Annotated in this window: 6 protein-coding genes and 2 pseudogenes; 6 read left to right on the top strand and 2 right to left on the bottom strand. The window is 43.5% G+C overall.

The window, feature by feature from the left end; all coding sequences use genetic code 11:
* The first annotated feature begins 773 nt into the window (after nucleotides 1-773).
* The 3 genes from ACF8EG_RS05715 (at nucleotide 774) to ACF8EG_RS05725 (ending at nucleotide 2,346) form a co-directional block, all read left to right on the top strand.
* A complete protein-coding gene (locus tag ACF8EG_RS05715; protein ID WP_069507337.1) occupies nucleotides 774-1,280 on the top strand; it encodes a hypothetical protein in 507 nt (168 codons plus the stop codon).
* Between the two features lie 159 nt (nucleotides 1,281-1,439).
* Entirely contained in the window at nucleotides 1,440-1,748 is a 309-nt protein-coding gene (locus ACF8EG_RS05720; RefSeq protein WP_045545262.1) for a hypothetical protein, read from the top strand.
* A gap of 139 nt (nucleotides 1,749-1,887) precedes the next feature.
* On the top strand, nucleotides 1,888-2,346 hold the full coding sequence (locus ACF8EG_RS05725; RefSeq protein WP_045545263.1) for a DUF3644 domain-containing protein: 459 nt from the start codon (nucleotides 1,888-1,890) through the stop codon (nucleotides 2,344-2,346).
* Here the strand turns inward: ACF8EG_RS05725 and ACF8EG_RS05730 are convergent.
* Nucleotides 2,308-3,415: pseudogene (locus ACF8EG_RS05730) on the bottom strand (IS3 family transposase). The gene ACF8EG_RS05725 and the pseudogene ACF8EG_RS05730 overlap by 39 nt on opposite strands.
* Nucleotides 3,416-3,781: 366 nt before the next feature.
* Between ACF8EG_RS05730 and ACF8EG_RS05735 the strand changes: the two are divergent.
* The 3 genes from ACF8EG_RS05735 to ACF8EG_RS05745 all read left to right on the top strand — a co-directional run bounded on the left by ACF8EG_RS05735 (nucleotide 3,782) and on the right by ACF8EG_RS05745 (nucleotide 8,644).
* Nucleotides 3,782-4,873: an efflux RND transporter periplasmic adaptor subunit gene (locus ACF8EG_RS05735; RefSeq protein ID WP_020840782.1), complete on the top strand. Its 1,092-nt coding sequence runs from the start codon at nucleotides 3,782-3,784 to the stop codon at nucleotides 4,871-4,873.
* 2 nt (nucleotides 4,874-4,875) lie between these two features.
* On the top strand, nucleotides 4,876-7,920 hold the full coding sequence (locus tag ACF8EG_RS05740) for an efflux RND transporter permease subunit (RefSeq protein ID WP_069506291.1): 3,045 nt from the start codon (nucleotides 4,876-4,878) through the stop codon (nucleotides 7,918-7,920).
* A gap of 541 nt (nucleotides 7,921-8,461) precedes the next feature.
* On the top strand, nucleotides 8,462-8,644 hold the full coding sequence (locus ACF8EG_RS05745) for a hypothetical protein (RefSeq protein ID WP_045545676.1): 183 nt from the start codon (nucleotides 8,462-8,464) through the stop codon (nucleotides 8,642-8,644).
* Nucleotides 8,645-11,233: 2,589 nt separating this feature from the next.
* Here ACF8EG_RS05745 and ACF8EG_RS05750 read toward each other — a convergent pair.
* A pseudogene (locus ACF8EG_RS05750) lies at nucleotides 11,234-12,044 on the bottom strand (IS3 family transposase); the annotation flags it as partial.

Here is a 12,044-nt window from a genome sequence, read left to right on the forward strand (position 1 = left end):
ACAGTGTTGGCAAAGCGGTAATAAACTCCAAATTAAAGCCTTGGGTTTGGCAACTAACAAAGCATTCAAGAGGGATTCACAACGCTCGGCAGTTTTAGTTTGAATTAGCTTTAGTGTTTACGGCACAATGGTTTAGGTTAGGTGGTGGCGTTGTTCACCCCTTAATGCGGCGTTATGTTTACTTGTATTTCAAAGGCTTAAAGGTCTTAGGCTATAGTTCTTTGTTCCTTTCCCTAGTCGACTCAGCAAATCCGCATTGTCGGTCTAAGTTCTTGAATCTCTCAGCCCGTAAAACATGCCAATGTTCGTGGGTTGCTTCATTGTCAGGTCGTGGCGGTCGGTTGTTTGTGTAACTGGCTTTAAGTTGCTTCTAGGTTCTTAGCCAATTAGCATTTCGGCTTGGCAGTTGCCTCGGCAATTCAGCATTGTTTTGCGCTTTGGTTGGAAAGAAAGGGCGCTTGTTGTTGCTCGGTCGTATTGCCTCATTGGTAGGGAAGTGGAAATACACGTTTCAGGTTGGTCGCCTTTGGCGGTCAAGTTGGTTCTGACCTTGTGGTTTACTTCAGAAAACTAGTTAGAAATAGTAGTTCTTTCTCAAGTAAATCAGTCATTTGTGGTAAAACATAACAAACAATTTAAGAGGGATTCCCAACGCTTGGCATTTTTGCTTCTACTTCAATTTTAGTGGTTACGGTACAATGCTTTAGGTTGGGTGGTAGCGTTGCTCACCCCTTAATTGGGCGTTATGCTTCCGAGGAAATGGTAGGTTCTAGTTGAAAGATACATTTCGTTATTTATCGATAGTTCTCAGTGTCTTGAGTGTTAGTAGCCTCATACAACATGTTGGCAATGTTGGGATATCACCTATTTTTCATGACTTCATATCTTATTATAGGCATGTCGCTTATGAGGTATTTGGCTTAGTTGGCAGATTGTTTTCAATAGATCTTCCACCGACATTGATGGATGTATGGACGTTGTCATTCATCGGCGCTGGTGCATATGTACGAACTCCGAATATTGAGCAAAGTCGGTTATTAAGAAAGCATGATACTGGTAAATTCCCTTCATATTGGAAATTTATCTACTTTCTCCTCATGGGTTTTACGCTAGTAGGCTTATCCATAGTTTTCTCAGCTCTTCAGCCACAAATCTACGTAGATGATGAGTACGACGGAGAGTCTTATGAATTGAGTCGAAGAGCATTGAAAAATGTGCTAGTAACGGTTGTAGGTGTTGTGGTGTTCTTTGCTTTAAATGCTTATGCCCCTTCAGCTTGAAGCATAACAAAGCGTTTAAGGCAGATTCCCAACGCTTGGCATTTTCGGTTTGATTCAACTTTAGTGTTTACGGCACAATGGTGTAGGTTGGGTGGTGGCGTTGCTCACTACTTAACGCGGCGTTAGCAGACAAAAGTAAATCAAGGAAGAGGGTACGTTATGTCTGATAAAGTAATTAAGTCTTCAACAGCTACAATTCAAGTCGGTGCGACTAAAGCAGATGGGAAATTAGAACTTACTAAGTCGGATTTAATTTTTATTCCGTACAACGAAAAGTTGGGTTTTGGTCCATATCAATTAAAGCGCCAAGACATTGCTGCCGTAGCTAAGTGCTTGGGCAAAGGTGGTGGTGTAATTCCAATCACTACGGATGCATTTCGTATAAAACTAGCCAACAATACGTGTTACGAGTTTATCGTAGCGAAGCCAGATCAATGGATAGAAGCACTCGGTGAAATTGTCAGCTAACAAACTGTTCAAGAGTGATTCGCAACGCGTGGCATTTTCACCATGCGTTGGTTTTAGTGTTTAAGGTGGTATGCGGTAACTTCGGTATTGCGCTGCTCACCCCTTAACAGGGCGTTAGGCTTTTGGAGAAATATTCAACATGGTTAAAAAGGGTATGCTTCTTCAGCTATTGGATGAACTCCGAAAGCTAGAGGAAAAAGGTTGTGAGTTTACCGCTAAAGAAGTGGCGGAATCAGTCGGGTACAGTGTTAGCTCTGTAAACAAGTACTTTAACGAAAAGCTCAAGGGCGAGTACATTGTTAAAGTGAGTCGTTCACTCTGGAAATGCAGCGGTATTAACAAACTCTCCAATGACGAGTTTTTCAGGCTCATGTCCCAGAGTTTGAATACACAGTCCAAATCACCTGATGAAATTCTCTCGGATCAACTAATAAAAAGAAGTCATGATGCTTTTACATTAGCGCTTGAAGTTTATAACCGTCCAACATTGGGGAATCGGGTTGAAGCATTTACCATTATGATGGTAAATTGTTCTGCTCCAGTCAGACTGGACACTTCATTAAGCGACATTTTGCTGTTCAAAGTTAACTGGGCTTAGATACCCAAGAGTACTGTGCCTTCTCGTCTTATTATAATCAACCTCTATGTACTCGAAGACCGTTTGGCGCATCTCATCTCTGGTCATTATTGGTTCGTATTGAATCGCTTCCACTTTCATCGAATGGAAGAAGCTCTCAACACAGGCATTGTCCCAGCAGTTTCCTTTCCTGCTCATACTTTGTTTTAGATTATAAGCAGTTATGAGGTCTCGATAATCTTTCGAGCAATACTGGCTACCACGATCACTATGAACAATAACTTCCTCTGGAAAGCCTCGACGGAACAGAGCCATTGATAATGCATCGCAGACCAGTGTTGCCGTCATCCTCGTATCCATCGACCAACCGATTACTTGTCGTGAGTAAAGATCAATGATCACAGCCAAATACAGCCAGCCTTCGCTTGTGGCAAGATACGTGATATCTCCCGCCCATTTCTGATTCGGGGCCGTTGCATTAAAGTCCTGAGCTAGCAAGTTTGGAGCTACAGGCATCTTATGCTTGCTGTCCGTTGTACACTTAAACTTGCGTGCCGCTTTTGGCGTTAAATCTTGACGCTTCATGCTGGCTGCAATGGTTTTCACATTATGGCTATCACCGTTCTCAGCCAGCTCTTTCTGGATGCGCCTTGAACCATCTCGCCCCTTACTGTTGTCAAAAGCATCTTTAACCTTTGCATCAAACTCTTGGCGAGTTGCTTCGCGTTGAATACCCTTGTGGCGATGCTTAATCCAATAATAAAACCCACTTCGAGAAACCTTGAATACCTTAACCATGCGGACAACACTGAAGCACAGCAAGTGTTCAAGCATGAATTCATAGCAATCTACTTTAGATTTTTCGCGAAGTAGGTGGCGGCCTTTTTTACGATATCTAGCTCTTCTGCTTGTTCTGCCAACTGTCTTTTGAGTTTGGCTACTTCAGCAGCTAGCTCTTGTTCTCGCTGACTGGTTGTAGTGTTTTTCTTTACAGTCTTGCTGCCGCAGCGACTCCCACTTTCTCTGCTAGCTTCAGAGTTTCGGCTTTAAATTCAGGAGAATGGATAATACGTTTCTTCTTGTTTGTCATGATTCACCTCGTTAGTGATTGTACTCACTTAACTCAGTGTCCAAAACTGCTGGTGCAGATCAGTTTCGTTTTAGAAGCGAAACTGGATAACTTAGAAGTGCCCCATTCTTACTTAGTACTATCACTCATTTACATACTGTTGATGTCTATTTTCACTAGCCAATGATTTCTAAACTAGATAATAACCTGGCGTTAGCTCATGAGCTAAATGGGCACACAGACACATTAAAAATGAGAACTATCCGCAAGTAATTGTGATTAGCAAGCATTGTGCGCTTTAGTTTCACTTCAATAACTGTCTCTTGTGAATTACTATCGAACAATACTAGTTGTATACCTAATCAATTGAATAAAAAAGGTCATGATATGCTCTTTCAATCAAAAATTCCGACCAAGTTAAAGCGTACGGTTTTAAGCAGTATGATTGCTTCCAGCTTCCTTTTAACCGGTTGCAGTGAGCCAGAAACAACACAGGAAGCAAATCCGGTAATTAACCCCGCTCTTGTAGAAGTGGTTGCACCGCAGCGTGCCTCTGATTTGGTGTTTAATGGCGTAGTTAGGGCATCTCAACGTGCTGATCTAGCATTTCGCATTAGTGGTCTACTGACAGATATTAAAGTCAATGAGGGTGACAGTGTCAAAAAGGGTGATTTATTGGCGACTCTAGATGATAGGGATGCAAAAAATGCCCTAGCTTCGGCCAAGTTAGAGTTAAAAAACACCAGACAAGAATACGAACGCGCAAAAGCCATTTTTGAGAAAACACAAGCGATATCAAAAGCGGAACTTGATTCCATAACAACACGATACAATCTTGCTAAAAACAGAGTTGAAGAAGCGCAACGTAAGGTTGAGTATACGCAAATATTTGCCCCTTTTGATGGCGTGATTGGCGACAAAAAGATTGAAAATTTCGGGCAAATTCAAGCGAATCAACCACTGTTTACTCTTCAGGATGTCGCTGCACTTGAAGTTGTTATTGATATTCCTCATAAAGTTATGTTGTCTGGCGTAAGAAATACACGAGCCATTGCAGAGCTTGCCTCTGTTCCAGAGCAGCAGTTTGATTTGTCTTTACGCACCTATTCGACTCAAGCGGACGCCAACACTCAAACTTACTCTGTCGTTCTAGGGTTCGATGATCTTAAAGGATATCGAGTCTTACCGGGCATGTCGGTTCGAGTATTCCCTGCGAATGATGAACCGCAAAGTGGTGAAAGTTTAGTGACGATACCGTTAACTGCAGTGGTTCCTGACAACCAAGGTAAGCAGTTTGTCTGGGTCGTAACCAGTGATAATCGTGTTAAGAAACGTTTTGTCGATGTGGGGACCGTGTATAAAGATCGCGTGGTCATCAAAGATGGCCTTAAACAAGGTGAGCAAGTCCTAATCGCTGGTGTATCTTCGGCCAAAGAAGACATGGAAGTACGCCCATATACTGATGAGAATGGAGCGTAAACATGGATATTGCACGTTATACCATCGCCAAGCGTACAAGCGTGTGGGTATTGATTGCGCTTACGTTAATCGGTGGTTACATCAGTTATTTGAAATTGGGTCGCTTTGAAGATCCAGAGTTTGTTATTCGCCAAGCCGTGATAATTACGCCATATGCGGGTGCAACCGCTCAGGAAGTTTCCGATGAAGTAACGGATGTGATTGAAGGGGCCGTCCAATCACTGCAGGAGCTTAAAGAGGTTAAGTCGGTTTCCTTGCTCGGCCGCTCGGAAGTCACTGTGGAAATAAAGCTGGAATTTTCCAAAACAAGTGACGAGTTGCAACAGGTCTGGGACAAGCTAAGACGCAAAGTAGCCGATGCGCAGCGGCAACTGCCAAGAGGAGCAGGGCCATCTATTGTTAATGATGACTTCTCCGACGTCTACTCTCTATTTTTTGCGGTGACGGGCGAGGGCTTTAGCGATAAACAACTGCAAGACTATGTCGATTCTCTACGTCGAGAGTTGGTGTTGGTTCCGGGTGTTGCAAAAGCCGCGACGCTAGCTGAGCAGCAAGAAACCATCTTCATCGAAATTGCGAGCGATAGGCTAGCAGAATACGGTCTATCGGTTAATAACGTCATACAAGTGCTACAAAAGCAAAGTGTGGTGACAGTGGCGGGCAACCTCGACAACGGTGTCATGAACATTCCGGTGATTCCACGTTCTAGCCTAACGAGTTTTGATGATCTGCGTAACCTTCAAGTCGCCGTCGGACAGAATAATGTCATTGTGACTCTGGGCGACATTGCTGATATCACTCGCGGCTATAAGACGCCGCCATCGATGTTAATGCGTTACAACGGAGAGCGAGCAGTTGGTTTTGGTATTTCTAATATCACTGGCGGTAACGTTGTGGATATGGGAGATGCGGTAAAAGCACGTTTAGCTGAGTTGGAAAGCCAACGTCCTCTTGGTATTGAACTGCACACGATCTCAATGCAATCGGAATCTGTTCGAGCATCCGTAGCCAACTTTATCGATAATTTGATTGCGGCCGTGGTGATTGTATTTGTTGTCCTTCTGCTGTTTATGGGGGTACGGTCTGGTGTAATCATTGGCTTTGTGTTGCTGTTAACCGTTGCAGGTACACTCTGTGTCATGCTCATTGAAGACATTGCGATGCAGCGCATTTCTCTTGGCGCTCTGATTATCGCTTTGGGTATGCTGGTTGATAATGCGATCGTGGTGACTGATGGGGTGTTGGTACGCTTAAGGCAAGAGCCCAACGCAGACAAGCAGCAGATCGTGTCTGAGGTCGTTAACTCGACAAAATGGCCATTGCTTGGCGGTACAATCGTCGGTATTTTCGCATTTAGTGCGATTGGTTTGTCTCCGTCGGATATGGGTGAATACGCAGGATCGCTATTTTGGGTCATCCTCTATTCAATGCTGCTAAGTTGGGTGTTCGCCGTTACAGTGACCCCTTTGCTTTGTTATGACTTTTTAAAAGTGACAGCTCAGCAGGGTGATGTCCCTCCGTCAAAAATGGTTGAGAGCTATCGTAGGGTACTTCAATGGGTCTTGCACCACCGCTTTTTAAGTTGTGGTGTCGTGGTGCTGGGATTGTTCGCTTCGTTGTGGGCAACTCAATTTGTTCCACCGGGTTTTATGCCTGAGTCACAGCGTCCACAGTTTGTGGTTGATGTCTACTTGCCACAAGGCTCCGACATTCGTCGCACAGAAAACGTCGTTTCGATGATCGAAAGCGATATTAAGCAAAAACCGGGCATTACCAATATCACCAGCTTTATTGGCGGCGGCGGACTTCGTTTCATGTTGACGTACTCACCAGAAGCAAGGAACGTCAGCTATGGTCAGCTGTTGATTGATATTGATGACTATACAAAAATCGCACCTTTGGTGGGTGAACTGCAATCAGAACTCGACAATAAATACCCAGACGCATCAATTAAAGTCTGGAAGTTTATGTTGGGCCGCGGTGGTGGTAAGAAGATTGAAGCTGGTTTTAAAGGGCCTGACAGTAAAGTGCTCCGTCAACTGGCAGAGAAGGCAAAAGCGATCATGCAGAACGATGCCAATTTGATCGCCGTACAAGACGACTGGCGCCAGCAAGTTCCAGTACTTGCTCCTGTCTATTCGTCTCAAGAAGCACAACGCTATGGCCTCACCACTCAAGAAATCAATGCGGCGATTGCTCAAACACTATCAGGGCGTAATGTCGGCGTTTTCCGCGAAGGGAACGATCTGATACCGATAGTGGTCAGAGCTCCGGAAAGCGAACGAGCGCATGAGAGAGCGATTGAAAATACCGAAGTTTACAGTGCGCAGGCAGGAAGCTTTATTCCAGTGAGTCAACTGGTAGACTCGGTAGATGTAGTGTATCAGGATGCGATCTTACGACGTATTAACCGTATGCCGACCATCTTAGTTCAAGCCGATCCGGCTCCGGGTGTTATGACGTCCGACGCCTTTAATCAAGTTCGTGAAAAGATTGAGGCGATTGACCTCCCATCGGGTTATGAGTTGATCTGGTATGGTGAATATAAAGCGTCTAAAGATGCCAATGAAGGTTTGGCGATTTCAGCGCCATATGGTTTTGCCGCCATGATCCTTGCAGTGGTCTTTATGTTTAACGCTTTACGTCAGCCACTTGTCATCTGGATGACCGCACCGCTAGCGATTATTGGCGTTGTCATTGGCCTTATCGCTTTTCAAACCCCTTTCGAGTTTATGGCGATCCTCGGCTTCTTGAGCTTAATCGGTATGATGGTTAAGAACGCGATTGTATTGGTTGATCAAGCTGACGCTGAGATCGGCGAGGGTAAAGCACCCTATAACGCCATTATTGAAGCGTCGTTAAGCCGAGCCAAACCCGTCCTACTTGGAGCGCTCACAACAATTCTTGGTGTCGCGCCACTATTGATTGATCCGTTCTTCAAGAGTATGGCGGTAACAATTATGTTTGGTTTGTTGTTTGCAACGATTTTAACCCTAGTGGTGATTCCGTTGTTTTACGCTGTGCTTTTTAAGGTAAAAGTAGAATAACAGGGACAAGTAACGTCGAATATTATTCGCCCTAGATTCAATGCCAGTCAGTCTATCTGACTGGCATTCTTGTATTTACCACTGCGCAACACATGATCAAGCATTAAAAATGCACAGTTTTCTTGTGTCATTCCCCATTCGTTGTGAATTCTATTAGGAATGAACCTTACTTTTTTCACTTTTGATATGCTTACTCTAGTTGCAGTTCGTCATTTTAGAGCAATGGCTCTAGTTTCTTGTCCAATGGTTCTTTAGAAGTCATGAGATACTGCTTATCATTATTTGGTGGCTCTTGTACGATTGTAGGGCTACACATTTGCTACATGAAATTGATGTTCTTGTGGTTTTTATAATTTAAGTGGCTGTTATTTATGTGTTTTTAATTGCATTGGTCACGCATTAACAGGGCGTTAGTTGCCAACGAGAAAAACGCAGCTAAAACAAAAATATTTAGGCCTAATGTCCGTGTGTTTTTGGCTAGGTTTTCGCATTTCAATTTTTAGTTATTCGGGTTTGTGGAAATCGTTCTCAGGTTTCTTTTGTGGTTGGATTTTCTGTTTCAGAAACCGATTCACTTGCTGAAAAGCAGCTCGGTGATATTGTCTTTTCAAAAGAGCTTTTTGGTGTTGTAAGTCCGTTTTCTACGGCGTTGCGTATTCCAAGTGGTTTCAGTGACAAACGCTTTGAAACTGCGCCTGATTTGAATTTACTAAAACACGTATAGCTAGTGTTGGCAAAGCGGCAATTAACTTCAAATCAAAGCTTTAGGTTTGGCAACTAACAAAGCATTTAAGAGGGATTCACAACGCTAGGCAGTTTTGGTTTGAATTAGCTTTAGTGTTTACGGCACAATGGTTTAGGTTAGGTGGTGGCGTTGTTCACCCCTTAATGCGGCGTTAGTTGCCAACGAGGAAAAACGTACCTAAAGAAAAATGTTTAGGGCTAAAGTCCGTGTGTATTTGGCTAGGTTTTCTTATTTCCATTTCTAGTTATTTGGGGTTGTGAAAATCGTGCTTTGGTTTCTTGTGTGGTTTGGATCTTCTGTTTCAGAAGCCGCTTTGTTTGTTGAAAGTCAGCTCTGTAACACTGTCTGTCTAAAAGAGCTTTTTGGTGTTGTTAGTCCGTTTTCTAAGGCGTTTTGAGTTCCAAGTGGTTTCAGTGACAGGTGTTTTGAAACTGCGTCTGATTTGAGTCTTTCAAAGCACATAAAGCCAGTGTTGGCAAAGCGGCAATCAACTTCAAATCAACGCTTTAGGTTTGGCAACTAACAAAGCATTCAAGAGGGATTCACAACGCTTGGCAGTTTTGGTTTGAATTGGCTTAAGTGTTTACGGCACAATGGTTTAGGTTAGGTGGTGGCGTTGTTCACCCCTTAATGCGGCGTTAGTCGCCAGAAAAAGCTAGCAATCAAAATCATGTTTCTAAGCTTAAAATTTGGCTGATGATTGTTTGCTATGCAGGCTCTTCATCGATGGTCAAAACTCAGTTTCAGCTGTTTCAAATCCAAAGTTTTGCAAGTGTCCAAGCGGTTTTTTGTTCTTTGGCGCTGACAGAACTGGGCAATCGAGCGTTTGTTCTTGGTTGCAACTCTGCCCGGTGAGTTTGTTGGTTCAAAAGCAGATCTACTCGCTGAAAAGTCGTCTTCTCTGGTGTTGTAAGTTCCACGTGGTTTCAGTGACTTTGTTGAAAGTTCGCACTGTGAGATTGGCTTTCCAAAAGCGTTTTTTGGTGTTGTCAGTCCGTTTTCTACGGCGCTGTTTGTTCCAAGTGGTTTCATTGAGTTGCCGCTTTGAGACTACGTCTGACTTAAGTGCATCAAAGCACATAAAGTTTGTTGTTCGCAAAGTTTAGTTCGGCTTAAAATTGTCGCTCGGTGCCTCGCGACTAACAAACTGCTCAAGAGGGATTCGCAACGCGTGGCATTTTTACTATGCGTTGAATTTAGTGATTAAGGTGGTTTGCGGCGGCTTTTGTACTGCGTTGATCACCCCTTAGCAGGGCGTTAGTACGGGTTTGACATCAAAGGTCATAAGTTTTGGTGTTTATCTGTTTTGGCGCTCGTCTTTACACCTTTCAGTTCGTACCTTTCATGTTCTTTCCGGTGGCACTATATGCGGAGTGTTCGCTTTGATTTCACCATTTACGGTTTCTAACTTTTAGCCTATTTCTTTATTGCTTCTTCTTTTTCGTGGTTTTTACTAAGTCAAAATTGTGTTTCTTTGGTGTTGCTGTCGAAGTGCGAGGAACGAATCCTTTTCTAATTTGAAGTCAGTAAAAGTAGGTGAGTTCAGTACGTTTTTCTTCTAGCCAACTTTCGTCTCTCTATCGATTTTAAGTTTTGTAGCTGCCCGTCTCACTTCAGTGTTCAAAGCCTTTCATATCATGCAACTTTTCAATATTTTGGAGCGCATAAATAGAAGTAGCGCATGTACTAACAAATTGCTTAAGAGTGATTCGTAACGCGTGGCATTTTTACTTTGCGGTGGCTTATGGTGATTAAGGCGCTGTGCGGTAGCTTTTGTATTGCGTTACTCACACCTTAGCAAGGCGTCATATGCCAGATGAAGAAAGCCTAAAAATTCAGGTTAACAGCCTTGGTGTTTGGATCTTTGGGAGTCGAGATTTTTCGGTTTCAATCCTAGTTTTCTTTGGTTTGTGGCTCACTCTCGGGTTGCCATTCGTAGATGGTTTTATTCTTTGATGCTGATAATGCCTAGTCAATTTAGGCAACATCGTCTGCTGGAATTCAGCTCTTTGAATTTGCCTTTCTAAAAGCGGATTTGCTTTCTGAGAGGGCGTTTTCTCTGGTGTGGTGAGTTCACGTGGTTTCAGTGAGTTTGTTGAAAGATCTCATTGTGAAATTGCCGTTCCAAAAGCACTTTTGGGTGTTGTCAGCTCGTTTTCTGCAGCGTTGAAAATTCCAAGTGGTTTCAGTGGCAAGTCGCTGTAAGTCTAAGCCTGACGTAAGTGCATCAAAGCACATAAAAATCATGGTTTCAAAGTGGGGCTTGTCCTAAAATCTTAGGCTTAAACGTTCGCATATAACAAAGCGTTTAAGAGGGATTTGGCACGCGTGGCATTTTTAGTATGCGTTGGGTTCAGTGTTTAAGGCGCTATGCGGTAGCTTTTGTATTGCGTGCCTGCACCCCTTAACGCGGCGTTATGCTTACAAGAAGTTAGGATCATGAAATATACGAAAAATCAACATATGTTGTCTCAGTGGTTTTTAAGAAATTTTCGCAGTGATGACACTGCAAATGCACCAAAAGACAAGCAAAGGGTATGATCTGCTCCAGCCAGACTGGACACTTCATTAAGCGACATTTTTCTGTTCAAAGTTAACTGGGCTTAGATACCCAAGAGCACTGTGTCTTCTCGTCCGATTATAATCAACCTCAATGTACTCGAAGACTGTTTGGCGCATCTCATCTCTGGTCATGATCGGTTCGTACTGGATCGCTTCAACCTTCATCGAATGGAAGAAGCTCTCAACACACGCATTATCCCAGCAGTTTCCTTTTCTACTCATACTTTGCTTTAGATTATAAGCAGTTATGAGGTCTCGATAATCTTTCGAGCAATACTGGCTACCTCTATCACTATGAAGAATAACCTGCTCAGGGAACCCTCGACGGAACAAAGCCATTGATAATGCATCGTAGACCAGTGTTGCCATCACCTTCGTATCCATTGACCAACCAATTACTTGCCGTGATTAAAGGTCAATGATCACAGCCAAATACAACCAGCCTTCACTTGTGGCAAGATACGTGATATCGCCCGCCCATTTTTGATTCGGAGCCGTTGCAGTAAAGTCCTGAGCTAGCAAGTTCGGAGCTACAGGCATCTTATGCTTGCTGTCCGTTGTACACTTAAACTTGCGTGCCGCTTTCGGCGTCAAATCCTGACGCTTCATGCTGGCTGCAATGGTTTTAACATTATGGCTATTACCGTTCTCAGCGAGTTCTTTCTGGATACGTCTTGAACCATCTCGACCTTTACTGTTGTCAAACGCATCTTTGACCTTTGTATCAAGCTCTTGACGAATTGTCTCGCGTTGGATGGCCTTGTGACGATGCTTAATCCAATAATAAAACCCACTTCGAGAAACCCTGAACACCTTA

It is taken from the genome of Vibrio sp. YQ_11, from assembly GCF_043103065.1.
Lineage (GTDB): Bacteria > Pseudomonadota > Gammaproteobacteria > Enterobacterales > Vibrionaceae > Vibrio > Vibrio parahaemolyticus.

Bases quoted from the DNA above. Each gene is read 5' to 3' on its own strand.
- ACF8EG_RS05720 (WP_045545262.1), top strand. From the start codon at position 1,440: ATGTCTGATAAAGTAATTAAGTCTTCAACAGCTACAATTCAAGTCGGT.
- ACF8EG_RS05725 (WP_045545263.1), top strand. From the start codon at position 1,888: ATGGTTAAAAAGGGTATGCTTCTTCAGCTATTGGATGAACTCCGAAAG.
- ACF8EG_RS05735 (WP_020840782.1), top strand. From the start codon at position 3,782: ATGCTCTTTCAATCAAAAATTCCGACCAAGTTAAAGCGTACGGTTTTA.
- ACF8EG_RS05740 (WP_069506291.1), top strand. From the start codon at position 4,876: ATGGATATTGCACGTTATACCATCGCCAAGCGTACAAGCGTGTGGGTA.